Here is a 14593-nt window from a genome sequence, read left to right on the forward strand (position 1 = left end):
TGCTGGTGTTCTTCGAAAAGTAAAACCCCAGGTTCTGACGTTTGTTTATTCGTGTTGTTAATGGACAACGCAGAATTTGAATTAATCACTATTGTACATAAAGGAAAAATTGAAATGAGCAAAAGGACATTATTGAGTGTACTCATTGCGGGTGCCTGTGCGGTGCCGTTTATGGCGCAAGCAAATACATTGCAGGCCAGCAGCAGTGAGCCTTACACCATAAAAGCCAGCGATCTGGCGAAAAAGGAGCAGGAGCTGACAAATTTCCCGTTGATGGCTTCGGTGAAAGAGACGATCCAGACGCTGGATAATGCCCAGGTAGAACTCATTGAACCCGGTCGCGCCGCCAACCCGGAAAACGTCAAACGCGTTGAGGGAATCATCAAAGCCAGCGACTGGGAATATCTTTTCCCGCTGCGTGCTAAAGAATATACCTACAGCAATTTCCTGAAAGCAGTCGGTAAATTCCCGGCGCTGTGTAAGACCTATAACGATGGTCGCGACAGTGATGCGATTTGCCGCAAAGAGCTGGCTACGATGTTCGCCCACTTTGCGCAGGAAACCGGCGGCCATGAGAGCTGGCGTCCAGAGGCCGAATGGCGTCAGGCGCTGGTGTATGTGCGTGAAATGGGCTGGAGCGAAGGGCAGAAAGGCGGCTATAACGGCGAATGTAATCCGAGCGTCTGGCAGGGGCAAACCTGGCCGTGCGGCAAAGACAAAGATGGTGAATTCCTGAGTTACTTTGGCCGCGGTGCGAAACAGTTGTCCTATAACTACAACTACGGGCCGTTCTCCGAAGCGATGTATGGCGACGTTCGCACGCTGCTGGATAAACCGGAACTGGTTGCCGATACCTGGCTGAACCTGGCGAGCGCTATTTTCTTCTTCGCCTACCCGCAGCCGCCGAAACCTAGCATGTTGCAGGTCATCGATGGCACCTGGCGGCCGAACGCGCACGATAAGGCTAACGGTCTGGTGCCCGGCTTTGGCGTCACCACCCAGATTATCAACGGCGGCGTTGAATGCGGCGGCCCGACGGAAATCGCGCAGTCGCAGAATCGTATCAAATACTACAAAGAGTTCGCTAACTACCTGAAAGTACCGGTTCCGGCAGATGAAGTGCTGGGCTGCGCCAACATGAAGCAGTTCGATGAAGGCGGCGCGGGCGCATTGAAGATCTACTGGGAACAAGATTGGGGATGGAGCTCGGATACGCCGGACGGCAAAACCTATGCCTGCCAACTGGTGGGTTATCAGACGCCATTCAGCGCGTTTAAAGAGGGGGATTACACGAAATGTGTACAGCATTTCTACAATGTGAACATCATTAATGATGACGGTTCTTCGACTAAACCGGATGAAGAGCCCGTAACGCCAATACCGGCTGATGATACGCCTGCACCTGCGCCAGTGCCGGATGAAACGCCAGCAGAGCCGACCACCGTTAACCATGCGCCGGTAGCCCATATTGCAGGGCCGATTGGCGCGGTAGATGCGGGGGCGCAGGTCTCTTTGAGTGCGGAGGGGTCGACTGACGAAGACGGCAACAAACTGACCTACACCTGGCGTGCTCAGGATGGTCAGACCGTGTCTGGCGAAGACAAAGCGGTCGTAACCTTCGCCGCGCCGGAAGCGGCGACCGCTCAGCAGTACGAGGTGAGCCTGACCGTCAGTGATGGTGAGTTGAGCAGCACCACCTCTTATCTGCTCAACGTGAAAGCGAAAGCGGTAACGCCATCTCAGGACGACGGCGCTTCGGGTTCGTATCCGGCATGGAGCGCGAACAGCAAGTACAATGCGGGCGATATCGTGAATAACCACGGTACGCTGTTCCAGTGCAAACCATTCCCGTATAGCGGCTGGTGTAATACGGCGCCGGCCTATTATGAACCCGGCGCGGGTCTGGCATGGTCTGACGCGTGGAGCGCGCTGTAATGACAATATAAAACGACAACGCCTGAAATGCCCGATGGCGAAGGCTTATCGGGCCTGCGGCGGGTGAGTCGTATCTATTGTGCCATCCGGTACAACAACGATCTGACGGCAACCTGATGGTTGCCGTTTTTTGTGTTCACTGTGCGCCGGTCAGCGCGGTAGCTTGCCGTGATCGCGCAGCCAGGCGGCGGTACGCTCAATGCCTTCATCCAGCGTGACGATGGGCTGATAGCCCAGTTCCTCCTGGGCGCGCGTGGTGTCCAGCGTAAAATCGAAATTCAGCTTGGAAACGCCGTAGTGCGTCAGCGTCGGCTCTTTCGCCGATTTATTGCCGAAACGCTCCATGCTGCGGGCGATCATATCCAGCATCGGATACGGAACCGAACGGATTCGGCAATCAATGTTTAATTCATCAATCAGCTTCTGCACAATGCTGCGCAGCGTTCGGTGTTCGCCATTTGTGATGTTATAGACCCGACCAGAAGGCAGCTTGTCACTGCTTTCCTGGCTTGCCAGCCACATCGCGTGGACGGCATTTTCATAATAAGTCATATCCACCAGCGCGCTGCCGCCGTGCGGCAACAGAACGCTGCCGTAGTGGTGCATCATATGCGCCAGACGCGGAATAAAGACTTTATCGTGTGGGCCAAACAGGCTTTGCGGACGCAGGACGGTAAAACGCGTTTGCGGGTTGGCCTGCGCCAGCAGGTTAATCACCTCTTCACCGGCCGCTTTGCTGCGTGCAAATTCGTTGGCGAAGCGGTGCGGACGAAAATCCTCTTTGATATCGCGATGGTGGTGATAATCAAAATAGAGTGACGGAGAGGAAATATGAATAAAGTTACGTACGCCCCAGGCGACGGCCCATTCGCCGAGGCGTCGGGTGGCGCGGACGTTCGCCAGATCGAAGGCTTCCTGGGTTCCCCACGGCGAGGTGAAACTGGAGCAGTGCCACAGCGTATCAATGCCTACGAGCATCACTTTTGCCTGCGAAGAGACCAGCTCGGTCAAATCCGCATGGACAAATTCCGCTCCCATTTTTTGCAGCAGCTTGCCCATCGCTTCATTGCGACCGGTAGCTCTGACGCTGATGCCTTTATTGCGCAAAAACTCAACCGCGTTTCGACCTAAGCCGCTGGTGGCGCCGGTAACCAGTACCTTCATATCAATCCACTGTGGTTAATAGAACTTCGTGCGCATTCTTCCGTGAATTACGTCGGTATGCAATGGGAAACATGAAAGAATACAGTATGTTTTTATGATTAATCTGTGATTTGTTCTGCAAGCCGGGCGATTCGCTTTGCCATGCCCCGGAAAATAAAGAGATGCGCCGGGATCATCAGCAGCCAGTAGAAAAGGCCGGGCATCCCGTGCGGGTGCCACCAGGCGCGCACGTCAATTTGCCGGTGATCGCCTTTATCTTCAAGGGTAAAGCTCAGACGGCCAAGGCCCGGCGCTTTCATGCCAAACAGTAAGGTCAGCTGCTTTTCCGGCTCGACAATGATGACTTTCCAGCTGTCCACCGTGTCGCCGGTCTGAAGAAGCGCGTGTTCAGGTCGGCCTTTTGCCAGTCGATGCCCCACCAGCAGATCCATTGTCGCACGCGTTTTCCAGAGAATATTGCCAAAGAAATAGCCTTCTTTGCCGCCGAGACGATTGATCACCTGCCACAGGGCTTTCCGGCTGGCGGAGGTTTTAACCGTGAATCCGGCCTGTTTGGCAAAATAGCCATACTCTGGTCGCCAGCGGGCAAACGCCTGGGCGTCGTATCCCCAGTCGCTGGAGTTGACCAGTTTTTCTTCCTCCTTCAGCGTGCGACGCACGGCATCGTCAAAGGTGATAAGCGTCTGGGGGACCAACGCCCGCAGTTCGGTATCATCGGCCAGCAGGTCATGTTTCAGCCCCTGGATCAGCGCTTTTGCCGTGGTCGGCGGAACGGACGTAATGACATTTAAAAACCAGACTGAAATCCAGCGGGTCGGAAAAGGGATGGGGATCAGCAGGCGATGTTTGCCGCTGACGGCCATAAAGTGCTTGAACTGCTCCTGATAGCTTAAGACCTGCGGCCCGGCGGCTTCGAGAACCCGGTGCTCGCAGGCAGGGTGATCCAGCAACGCCACCAGATAGTGCAGCAAATTTTCCAGCGCGATGGGCGTGGTTCGGGAGCGCACCCAGCGAGGCGGCGTCAGCACCGGCAGGTTGTAGACCATATCGCGCATCACTTCGAAGGCGGCTGAACCTGCGCCGACGATAATGCCGGCGCGCAGTTCAGTCACCGGCACGCCGGATTCGCGCAGCGTCTCCGCAGTTAACTGCCGGGCGCGCAAATGGTCAGACTGCTCATGTTTCGGCGCCTGCAACGAACTGAGGAATATGAGCTGTTTGACCGGTACTTCACGCAGCGCATCGCGCACGTTCATCGCAACCTGGCGCTCATGGGCAATAAAATCACCGCCTTCGCCCATGCCATGCACCAGATAATAGACGGTGTCGACCTCGCGGAGCAGCGCGGGCAGATTATCCGGCCAGTTGAGATCGACTTTATGACAACTGACGTTAGCCAGTTGCTGTTTTTCCAGCCGTTCGATGCGACGTGCCGCCGCCAGAATCTGATGCCCTTGCGCGCTGAGCGCCCGCACCAGATGTTGACCAATGTAACCACTGGCGCCAAGAACCAAAATACGTTGCGGCACGTCCGTCTCCTTAGCGGGTTAAAAAGGCGCGCCAGTGGGCGGCGACTTCAGCAAGCTGTTCACGCGATACGTCCAGATGCGTCACCAGACGCACGATTGGCGACGCGTTGATCAGCACGTCACGCGCCTTCATGTATTCGCCCAGCGCCGCCGCGTTCTCTTCACCAACGCGGACAAACAGCATATTGGTGTCGTGACGCATAACATCCGCACCAGCTTCACGCAGTTGCTCCGCCATCCAGGCCGCGTTGTCGTGATCGTCCTGTAAACGTGCGACGTTATTCTTCAACGCGTACAGCCCGGCAGCAGCCAGAATACCCGCCTGACGCATACCGCCGCCGGTCATTTTGCGCCAGCGGATGGCGCGCTTAATGTAGTCCTGGTTGCCGACTAACAGTGAGCCTACCGGCGTCCCCAGACCTTTTGACAGGCAAATGGTGAATGAATCGCAGTATTGAGTAATGTCTTTCAGTTCGCAGCCGTAGGCGACGACCGCGTTAAAAATACGCGCGCCGTCAACGTGTAACGCCAGACCGCGCTCGCGGGTAAATTCCCACGCCTGTTTTAAATATTCGCGCGGCAGCACTTTACCGTTGTGGGTGTTTTCCAGACTGAGTAAGCGAGTGCGGGCAAAATGGATATCATCCGCCTTGATCTTCGCGGCGACCTTATCCAGCGGCAACGTACCGTCTGCGGCGGCATCAATGGGCTGCGGTTGAATGCTGCCCAGCACCGCCGCGCCGCCTGCCTCGTACAGATAGTTATGCGCGCCCTGACCGGCGATATACTCTTCGCCGCGTTCACAGTGGCTGAGCAGAGCGACCAGGTTAGCCTGAGTGCCGGTGGGTAAAAAAATCGCCGCGTCTTTGCCGGAAAGCTCAGCGGCGTATTGCTGGAGGGCGTTGACGGTTGGGTCATCTCCGTACACGTCGTCCCCGACCGGGGCGGCCATCATTTCTTCGAGCATGGCACGACTTGGCCGGGTGACGGTATCACTACGTAAATCGATCATTGCACATCCCTATAGTTTAAAAGGCGATGTGCATTGTTTTACCTTAGCCAGTTGGTTTTCGCCAGTTCGATCACTTCATCACCGCGCCCGCTGATGATCGCGCGCAGCATATACAGGCTAAACCCTTTGGCCTGCTCCAGTTTGATTTGCGGCGGAATGGCCAGTTCTTCTTTCGCCACGACCACATCGACCAGTACCGGACCGTCGATAGACAGTGCACGTTGCAGCGCCTCGTCGACGTCGGCGGCTTTTTCAACGCGGAGCCCTGTAATGCCGCAGGCTTCAGCAATGCGGGCGAAGTTCGTGTCGTGCAGCTCGGTGCCGTCGGTGAGGTAGCCGCCCGCTTTCATCTCCATTGCCACAAAGCCCAGCACGCTGTTGTTGAAAACAACAATTTTTACCGGCAGCTTCATCTGTACGACAGAGAGGAAATCGCCCATTAGCATACTGAATCCCCCGTCGCCGCACATGGCGATCACCTGACGGCTCGGTTCGGTGGCCTGGGCGCCTAACGCCTGCGGCATGGCATTGGCCATTGAACCGTGGTTAAACGATCCCAGCAGACGGCGCTTACCGTTCATTTTCAGATAACGCGCCGCCCATACGGTCGGTGTGCCGACGTCGCAGGTAAAGATGGCGTCATCTGCGGCGAAATGGCTGATCTGCTGCGCCAGATATTGCGGGTGAATCGCTTTCTCGCTCGGTTTGGCTAAATCGTCCAGCCCTTTGCGCGCGTCGCGATAGTGCTCCAGCGCTTTATCAAGGAATTTACGATCGGTTTTTTCTTCCAGCATCGGCAATAACGCGGCGAGCGTGGAGCGAATATCGCCGACCAGCGCCATATCGACTTTACTGTGCGCGCCAATGCTTGCCGGGTTGATATCGATTTGAATGATTTTGGCGTCGGTCGGGTAAAAGGCGCGATAGGGAAACTGGGTGCCGAGCAGGATCAGGGTGTCAGCATTCATCATCGTATGGAAACCGGATGAGAAGCCGATCAATCCCGTCATGCCCACATCGTAAGGGTTGTCGTACTCTACATGCTCTTTGCCGCGCAGCGCATGAACAATTGGCGCTTTAATTTTGGCGGCGAATTCCACCAGCTCTTTATGCGCGTCCGCGCAGCCGCTGCCACACATCAGGGCGATATTGCTGGAGTAACGTAATAGCTGTGCCAGTTTTTTCAGCTCTTCTTCGGCCGGGGTCACGATCGGCAGCGGGGCATGATACCAGTGGGTGCTGGCGCTTTCCGGCGCCGGTTTCAGCGCAACGTCGCCCGGCAGCACCACGACGGAGACGCCACGGTTAAGCACCGCTTTACGCATGGCGATCGCCAGTACCTGCGGAATCTGCTCCGGGGTGGAAACCAGCTCGCAATAGTGGCTGCATTCGCGAAACAGCTCTTGTGGGTGGGTCTCCTGAAAGTAGCCGCTGCCGATTTCGCTGGAAGGAATGTGGGCGGCGATAGCCAGAACCGGAACGTGATTACGGTGGCAATCGAACAGACCGTTAATCAAATGCAGGTTGCCAGGCCCGCATGAACCCGCGCACACCGCCAGTTCACCGGTGAGTTGTGCTTCCGCGCCAGCGGCAAAGGCGGCGACCTCTTCATGGCGCGTCGACATCCAGTCAATCGTCCCCATCCGGTTCAGGCTGTCGCTCAGGCCGTTCAGGGAGTCGCCTGTCACGCCCCAGATACGTTTCACGCCAGCCTGTTCAAGTGTTTTTGCAATGTAAGCGGCAACGGTTTGTTTCATGGTTTTCCATCTCCTGTAATGTGATACCGGTTACAAGTTTAGATGAAGATAATCGTTACGCTTTGTCATCACCCCTTATTTTCAGCAGCTATATTTCAACCGACAGAACGCGTAATTTAATGGCAAACCAGCCGGAACCAGGAGTCAATTCAGATGGTTACAACGTTATTAAATGCAGTGAACCGTATGCTGACGCATGAAGATTTTGGCAAGTTTCTGTTACGCCTCGCGGTAGGGGGGCTGATGCTGTTTCACGGCCTGCATAAACTGTTCGACGGTATTGATGGCATTAGCAATATGCTGATTGCAAAAGGATTGCCCGGGTTTATCGCCTATGGCGTGCTGGTGGGCGAGGTGATTGCGCCTTGCCTGATTGTGCTGGGTATTCTTACGCGTCCTGCCGCGCTGGTGCTGGCATTGACGATGGTGGTGGCGTGGTTAATGGTCGGCACCGGGAAAACCTGGCAACTGGATGCCGTCGGCGCATGGGCGATAGAAAGTTTAGTTTATTTCTTTATTGGCGCGCTGGCGGTGGCGTTTCTGGGGGCGGGGCGGTTCTCTGTTGCGGGAAATTCGGCCTGGCGGTGAAGAATTGCCGGATGGCGGCGTAACTGCCTTACCCGGCCTGCCGAAAAATGGCAGGCCGGATAAGCGAAGCGTCATCCGGCAATGAGAGCTTATGCCAGAACTAAATCGCCCTGCGGATGGCAGGAGCAGGCCAGCACATAACCGTCGGCGATTTCCGCATCGGTCAGCGTCATGGTGCTGCTGACCGTATATTCACCGGAAACCACTTTGGTTTTGCAGCAGCCGCACACGCCAGCACGACATGCCACAGTCACCGGAACTTTATTGCTTTCCAGCGCCTCCAGCAGCGTGGTGCCGACAGGCGCGTAAAACTCCTGCGCCGGTTGCAGTTTGGTGAACTTCAGACCCTCCGTTGCCGCTTCGGCAACTGGTGTAAAGAACTTCTCTTTAAAGAAGCGCGTTACGCCGAGCGCTTTCACTTCCTGCTCAACCATGTCCATATACGGCGCCGGGCCGCAGGTCATGACGGTGCGCGATGCCAGGTCCGGCACGTTTTTCAGTAATTCAGTGGTCAGGCGACCCGCCACGAAACCGTGGGTCGCATTGTTCTCCGCCACCAGCGTGACCGGGTACTGACGCCATTCCTCAGCGAAAATCACATCCTGCGGCGAACGCACGTTGAAGATCACCTGCACATCTGCCTGCGGGCGGTATTTTGCCAGCCAGCGACGCATCGACATAATTGGCGTGACGCCGCAACCGGCCGCCAGCATCAGGAACTTGTCTTCGGCTTTGTCTTCACAGATAAAGTCGCCCATCGCATCGGACAGCCAGATATAGTCGCCGCGTTTCACCTCGCGGGTTAACCACTGTGAACCTGCGCCTTCATCAATGCGACGGATCGTCAGCGTAATGTACTCGCTCACGCCCGGCGTGGACGAAATGGTGTAGGCCCGCAGCGTATCCGCAGAGTTGCGAACGCTGACCAGCGCATACTGACCGGCACGGTACGGATAGTGATCGTGACACAGTAATGAGAGAGTCCACACATCCGGGGTTTCCTGATGGATGTGATGTACCTGCATCCGCCACGGACACTGAGTGGTTGGCATCGTCATTCTAAAACTCCTTACGCGCTCAACAGTTGCTGCATATCTTCTTCAACGGTGGTGACCTGACGCAGGCCAAATTTCTCGTTGAGGACAGCCAGCAGATCCGGGGTGAAGAAACCTGGCGCAGTCGGCCCGGTCACGATGTTTTTCACGCCCAGAGACAACAGCGTCAGCAGGATGACGATCGCTTTCTGTTCGAACCAGGAGAGCACCAGAGACAGCGGCAGGTCGTTCACGCCACAGCCCAGTTTTTCTGCCAGCGTGACGGCCAGAATGATGGCGGAGTAAGCGTCGTTACACTGACCGGCGTCAACCAGACGCGGCAGACCTTCGATGTCGCCGAATTCCAGTTTGTTGAAGCGGTATTTACCACAGGCCAGCGTCAGAATCAGGCAGTCATCCGGTACGCTGGTCGCGAAATCGGTGAAGTAGTTACGTTCGCCACGCGCGCCGTCACAGCCGCCCACCAGGAAGATGTGACGCAGTTTTTCGCGGCTGACCAGGTCGATCAGGCTGTCTGCTGCGCCCAGCAGCGTCTGGCGACCGAAACCAACGGTGATCAGATGCGGGATTTCGCTGTACGGGAAGCCTGCCATCTGCTGCGCCTGGGCGATAACCGCAGAGAAATCTTCGCCTTCCAGGTGGTTTACGCCCGGCCAACCGACGATGCTGCGCGTCCAGATACGGTCGTCATACGCGCCAACGGTCGGGTCGATGATGCAGTTAGAGGTCATCACGATAGGGCCAGGGAAGCGGGCGAATTCAACCTGCTGGTTCTGCCAGCCGCTGCCGTAGTTACCGACCAGGTGTTTGAATTTACGCAGTTCCGGGTAACCGTGCGCGGGCAGCATTTCACCGTGGGTATAGACGTTCACGCCAGTCCCTTCGGTCTGCTCCAGCAGGTTGTACAGATCTTTCAGGTCGTGACCGGAGATCAGGATGCACTTACCTTCAACCGCTTTCACGTTAACCTGAGTTGGGGTCGGGTGGCCGTATTTGGTGGTTTCACCGGCATCCAGGATGCTCATCACTTTGAAGTTCATCTGGCCGATTTCCATAGAACATTCCAGCAGAGCGTTCATATCGGAAGGCCAGGTGCCCAGCCACGCCATGATTTTGTGGTACTGTGCGTAGATGTCGTTGTCATACTGACCCAGAACGTGGGCGTGCTCCATGTACGCTGCCGCACCTTTCAGGCCATACAGGCAAAGCAGACGCAGGCCGAGAATATTCTCGCCAATAGCGGCTTTGTCTTTGTTCGGGGTGAACTCGGCGGCCTGACGTTGCAAATCGCCCAGATCGTCGCTGACCAGTTGCAGGTCGGCCATCGGGTTGTTTACCGTGGCGCTTGCATCGATGTTCTGGCACTGCGCTTTCAGCGATTCGCGCAGGGCGATCGCTTCACGGGCATAGCCGACGATACGCGGAGAATCGAAGTTAACGTTGGTCAGAGTGGAGAAAAATGCACGCGGGGCAAAGTTGTCAACGTCATGATCGATGATGCCATATTCACGGGCTTTAGCAGCCCATGCAGACAGACCTTGCAGGGACGCAATCAGCAGATCCTGGAGATCGGACGTTTCCGCTGTTTTACCGCACATACCCTGCGCGTAGGAGCAGCCGTTCCCCGCCGGAGTACGGATGGTTTGTTCACATTGCACACAAAACATGGTCACACCTTTTTTAAAGTTATATTTAATATACATGTTTAAGGTTATGCCTGCGCGCAAAGGGATAAAAGTGATTTCTTACATAATTTACAGGGAGATTGATTTAGCGCAATTTTGGCGGCAGGGTTCTACCGCCAGGGAGGTATCAGGCTGAGAAAAAGGCCATCAGGATCGGCACCAGCAGGCTGAGGATAAAACCGTGAACGATGGCGGCAGGCACCATCTCCAGACCGCCTGTACGCTGAAGTACCGGCAACGTGAAGTCCATCGACGTAGCGCCGCATAACCCTAACGCGGTGGAGCGACTGCGACGAACCAGACCGGGGATCAGCATAATCGCTATCAGCTCGCGCGCCAGATCGTTAAAGAAAGCGGCGCTGCCAATTACCGGGCCGAACGATTCGGTCAATAAAATGCCGGACAGGGAATACCAGCCGAAACCCGATGCCATTGCCAGCGCGGTTTTGATCGGCAGGCCGAGAATGAGCGCATTGATGACTCCGCCGAGCATAGAGCTGGCGACCACCACCACGGCGACAATCATCCCCCGGCGATTCAGCACAATCTGTTTTAAGGTCATGCCATTGTTTCGCAACTGAATGCCGATCAGGAATAATAAGAAGATCAGCGTATATTCGCTGGCTTCCGTAGCGTGTTTGAGAAATGCCAGCCCGCTGAGGCCAAGCAGAAAACCCAGCACCACGACGCCGCATAATTTAAGTGACTCAAGCGCCATCGCGATACGTGAAGGTAATTTCTCCTGCTGGTGGTTGTGTCGCCACGGTAGCGAACGTTCCAGCCAGAATAATGCCGCGATGTTGCACAGCAAAATAACGGTAATACTGACAGCGGAATAATGAAAAATAGCGAGCAAATTACTGGCGAGATTATCCAGGAACGCCAGGCTGATCCCCATAAAAAAGAGAATGACGTAGACAATCCAGCTTAACAGCCGGTTGATCAGTTTTAATGCGGCCTGATGCTGAAGCGGAATGAGGTAGCCCACAATCAGTGGAACCAAAATGATTAAAAGTCCTGAAAACATGAACAACCGGGTCCTTTATATGCGAGACAGCGCAATGACACTACCCAATAAAGGCGGTCAGGTAAAGGAGCAAAAAAAAGCCGGGTGGCGCTAACGCTTACCCGGCCTGCTTATTGTACTGTACCGCAGGTCGGGTAAGGCGTAGTCGCCACCCGACACCACGGACTTCACTCAATTAATCGCGTTTTTCAAGCAGCGTGCGGTACAGCACGCCACCCAGAATACCGCCGATAATCGGCATCACCCAGAACAGCCACAGTTGTTGTAATGCCCAACCGCCCTGGAAGATCGCAACCGCGGTGCTGCGCGCCGGGTTCACAGAAGTGTTGGTGACCGGAATACTGATCAGGTGAATCAGAGTTAACGCCAGACCAATAGCGATCGGGGCAAAACCCGCCGGGGCGTGTTTGTCCGTCGCGCCATGAATGACCAGCAGGAAACCGGCGGTCAGCACGATTTCAATGACGATGGCGGAAAGCATGGAATAACCGCCAGGGGAATGTTCGCCGTAACCGTTAGAGGCAAAACCGCTGGCAGCGGCATCAAAGCCTGCTTTACCGCTGGCAATCAGATACAGCACCGCCGCAGCAATAATACCGCCGACAACCTGAGCGATAATATAGCCAATGACCTCTTTTGCCGGAAAACGACCGCCAGCCCATAAACCTAATGTCACTGCCGGGTTAAAATGTCCGCCGGAAATATGACCTACGGCGAATGCCATTGTCAGTACGGTCAGACCAAAAGCCAGCGCGACACCCGCAAAACCAATTCCCAGTTCAGGGAATGCCGCAGCCAGAACGGCGCTTCCGCAGCCACCGAAAACGAGCCAGAATGTACCGAAACATTCGGCTGCTAATTTTCTAAACATAACCACCTCAAATAATAAAATTAACCACATTGAATATGCGGCTGTTTTTTTATCGTCATAAAAGGGTGACGACATAATGCAGGAAACTGTATTTTAAGAACGAACGTCACCCAATCACCAGTTAAAAAAATTCAGTTAGTTTGATTTAGGGCAATGTGGTGTGAGTCCTTGTTCTGATTTGTCTTAATAAAGAGTGTAGTGCACGGACTTAATGCTGCAATTATCACGCCATGCAACGGATTTTGTCGTTATACTGCGGAAAGGATAAGTTGTTCATTTCTGGAGGATACATGATTCTCGAACGCGTTGAGATTGTGGGTTTTCGCGGGATCAATCGATTATCGTTGATGCTGGAGCAAAACAACGTGCTGATTGGGGAGAACGCGTGGGGAAAATCCAGCCTGCTGGATGCCTTAACTCTGCTGCTGTCGCCAGAATCGGAACTGTATCATTTCATCCGCGAGGATTTCTGGTTTCCCCCCGGAGATATTCAGGGACGTGAACATCATCTGCATATTATCCTCACTTTCCGTGAATCTCAGCCTGGCCGCCATCGGGTGCGTCGATACCGCCCGCTGGAGGCATGCTGGTCTCCCTGTCAGGATGGTTTTCACCGTATTTTCTACCGCCTGGAGGGGGAGAGCGCGGCAGATGGCAGCGTGATGACGCTGCGCAGCTTCCTTGATGGCGACGGCCACCCGCTACCGATCGATGATATTAATCGCCAGGCACACCATCTCATTCGCTTGATGCCGGTACTGCGCCTGCGCGATGCGCGCTTTATGCGACGCATCCGTAACGGTACGGTGCCCGATGTTCCCGATGTTGAAGTTACCGCCTGCCAGCTGGACTTTCTGGCGCGAGAGCTGGCGACCCGTCCGCAGAATTTAACGGACGGGCAGATTCGCCAGGGGCTTTCGGCGATGGTACAGCTGCTGGAGCATTACTTTTCCGAGCAAGGCGCGGGGCAATCCCGTCATCGGTTGATGCGTCGCCGTTCGAACAACGAACAGCGTAGCTGGCGCTATCTGGACATTATTAACCGGATGATCGACAAACCCGGCGGCCGCACGCATCGCGTGATCCTGCTGGGGCTGTTTTCCACGCTGTTACAGGCGAAAGGGACGCTGCGGCTGGATAAAGATGCCCGACCATTATTATTGGTTGAAGACCCGGAAACGCGTCTGCATCCGATTATGCTGTCGGTGGCATGGCAGTTGTTGAATCTTTTACCGCTGCAACGTGTGGCAACGACCAATTCCGGCGAGCTGCTGTCGCTGACGCCTGTGGAGCACGTTGTCCGTCTGGTGCGTGAATCTTCACGGGTCGCGGCCTGGCGACTGGGGCCTGGCGGGCTGAGCGCGGAAGATGGTCGCCGCATCGCCTTTCATATTCGTTTTAACCGGGCCTCGTCGCTGTTTTCCCGCTGCTGGCTGCTGGTGGAGGGCGAAACGGAAACCTGGGTTATCAACGAACTGGCGCGCCAGTGTGGGCACCACTTCGATGCCGAAGGGATTAAAGTGATCGAATTCGCCCAGTCTGGCCTGAGACCGCTGGTAAAATTCGCCCGCCGGATGGGGATTGAGTGGCATGTGCTGGTGGATGGCGACGAAGCCGGGAAAAAATATGCCGCAACGGTGCGCGGTTTGCTGAATAACGACCGGGAAGAAGAGCGTGAGCACCTGACGGCATTGCCTGCTCTGGATATGGAACATTTTATGTATCGGTCAGGATTTGCTGATGTCTTTCATCGGGTGGCGCAAATACCGGAAAACGTCCCGATGAATATGCGGAAAATTATTTCGAAGGCGATCCACCGTTCGTCAAAGCCTGATTTAGCCATTGAAGTGGCGATGGAGGCAGGGCGACGCGGCGTTGACGCGGTGCCGACGCTGTTCAAAAAAATGTTCTCCCGCGTACTCTGGCTGGCGCGCGGGAGAGCGGATTAACGGCGAAACAGCCGCGACATC

At 55.4% G+C, this 14593-nt stretch carries 11 protein-coding genes; 3 read left to right on the top strand and 8 right to left on the bottom strand.

Annotation, left to right across the window (positions count from 1 at the left end; genetic code table 11):
* Positions 1-114 precede the first annotated feature (114 nt).
* Positions 115-1935, top strand: coding sequence for a glycoside hydrolase family 19 protein (locus OGX84_RS19580; protein WP_286458305.1), 1821 nt, complete (start codon positions 115-117; stop codon positions 1933-1935).
* Positions 1936-2085: 150 nt separating this feature from the next.
* Here the strand turns inward: OGX84_RS19580 and OGX84_RS19585 are convergent, their stop codons facing one another.
* From OGX84_RS19585 to poxB, 4 genes are all read right to left on the bottom strand, one after another.
* A complete protein-coding gene (locus OGX84_RS19585) occupies positions 2086-3099 on the bottom strand; it encodes a 3-beta-hydroxysteroid dehydrogenase (protein WP_286458306.1) in 1014 nt (337 codons plus the stop codon).
* A gap of 98 nt (positions 3100-3197) precedes the next feature.
* Positions 3198-4628, bottom strand: a complete 1431-nt coding sequence (locus tag OGX84_RS19590) for an SDR family oxidoreductase (protein WP_286458307.1) — start codon at positions 4626-4628, stop codon at positions 3198-3200.
* Between the two features lie 10 nt (positions 4629-4638).
* Positions 4639-5640, bottom strand: coding sequence for a low-specificity L-threonine aldolase (gene ltaE, locus OGX84_RS19595; protein WP_058668943.1), 1002 nt, complete (start codon positions 5638-5640; stop codon positions 4639-4641).
* A gap of 38 nt (positions 5641-5678) precedes the next feature.
* Positions 5679-7397, bottom strand: a complete 1719-nt coding sequence (poxB, locus tag OGX84_RS19600) for a ubiquinone-dependent pyruvate dehydrogenase (RefSeq protein WP_112002314.1) — start codon at positions 7395-7397, stop codon at positions 5679-5681.
* Positions 7398-7550: 153 nt separating this feature from the next.
* On the opposite strand from poxB, the gene OGX84_RS19605 reads away from it, so the two are divergent.
* Positions 7551-7985 (top strand): DoxX family protein, encoded by a 435-nt coding sequence (locus tag OGX84_RS19605; protein ID WP_024130489.1) that lies wholly within the window; start codon positions 7551-7553, stop codon positions 7983-7985.
* A gap of 89 nt (positions 7986-8074) precedes the next feature.
* Here the strand turns inward: OGX84_RS19605 and hcr are convergent, their stop codons facing one another.
* From hcr to aqpZ, 4 genes are all read right to left on the bottom strand, one after another.
* Positions 8075-9043: an NADH oxidoreductase gene (gene hcr / locus OGX84_RS19610; protein ID WP_112002313.1), complete on the bottom strand. Its 969-nt coding sequence runs from the start codon at positions 9041-9043 to the stop codon at positions 8075-8077.
* 11 nt (positions 9044-9054) lie between these two features.
* A complete protein-coding gene (gene hcp, locus OGX84_RS19615; RefSeq protein WP_286458308.1) occupies positions 9055-10707 on the bottom strand; it encodes a hydroxylamine reductase in 1653 nt (550 codons plus the stop codon).
* Between the two features lie 145 nt (positions 10708-10852).
* Entirely contained in the window at positions 10853-11752 is a 900-nt protein-coding gene (locus OGX84_RS19620; RefSeq protein ID WP_012133055.1) for a LysO family transporter, read from the bottom strand.
* A gap of 175 nt (positions 11753-11927) precedes the next feature.
* On the bottom strand, positions 11928-12623 hold the full coding sequence (aqpZ, locus tag OGX84_RS19625) for an aquaporin Z (protein ID WP_024130486.1): 696 nt from the start codon (positions 12621-12623) through the stop codon (positions 11928-11930).
* Between the two features lie 290 nt (positions 12624-12913).
* On the opposite strand from aqpZ, the gene OGX84_RS19630 reads away from it, so the two are divergent.
* Positions 12914-14572, top strand: a complete 1659-nt coding sequence (locus OGX84_RS19630) for an ATP-dependent endonuclease (RefSeq protein ID WP_049009763.1) — start codon at positions 12914-12916, stop codon at positions 14570-14572.
* Positions 14573-14593: the final 21 nt, after the last annotated feature.

It is taken from the genome of Citrobacter sp. CK202 (assembly GCF_030333225.1).
In the GTDB taxonomy this organism is placed as follows: Bacteria; Pseudomonadota; Gammaproteobacteria; order Enterobacterales; family Enterobacteriaceae; genus Citrobacter_B; species Citrobacter_B koseri.

Excerpts from the sequence above, each read along its gene's own strand:
- OGX84_RS19580 (WP_286458305.1), top strand. The coding sequence starts at position 115 with ATGAGCAAAAGGACATTATTGAGTGTACTCATTGCGGGTGCCTGTGCG.
- OGX84_RS19585 (WP_286458306.1), bottom strand. The coding sequence starts at position 3,099 with ATGAAGGTACTGGTTACCGGCGCCACCAGCGGCTTAGGTCGAAACGCG.
- ltaE (WP_058668943.1), bottom strand. The coding sequence starts at position 5,640 with ATGATCGATTTACGTAGTGATACCGTCACCCGGCCAAGTCGTGCCATG.
- poxB (WP_112002314.1), bottom strand. The coding sequence starts at position 7,397 with ATGAAACAAACCGTTGCCGCTTACATTGCAAAAACACTTGAACAGGCT.
- OGX84_RS19605 (WP_024130489.1), top strand. The coding sequence starts at position 7,551 with ATGGTTACAACGTTATTAAATGCAGTGAACCGTATGCTGACGCATGAA.
- hcr (WP_112002313.1), bottom strand. The coding sequence starts at position 9,043 with ATGACGATGCCAACCACTCAGTGTCCGTGGCGGATGCAGGTACATCAC.
- hcp (WP_286458308.1), bottom strand. The coding sequence starts at position 10,707 with ATGTTTTGTGTGCAATGTGAACAAACCATCCGTACTCCGGCGGGGAAC.
- OGX84_RS19620 (WP_012133055.1), bottom strand. The coding sequence starts at position 11,752 with ATGTTTTCAGGACTTTTAATCATTTTGGTTCCACTGATTGTGGGCTAC.
- aqpZ (WP_024130486.1), bottom strand. The coding sequence starts at position 12,623 with ATGTTTAGAAAATTAGCAGCCGAATGTTTCGGTACATTCTGGCTCGTT.
- OGX84_RS19630 (WP_049009763.1), top strand. The coding sequence starts at position 12,914 with ATGATTCTCGAACGCGTTGAGATTGTGGGTTTTCGCGGGATCAATCGA.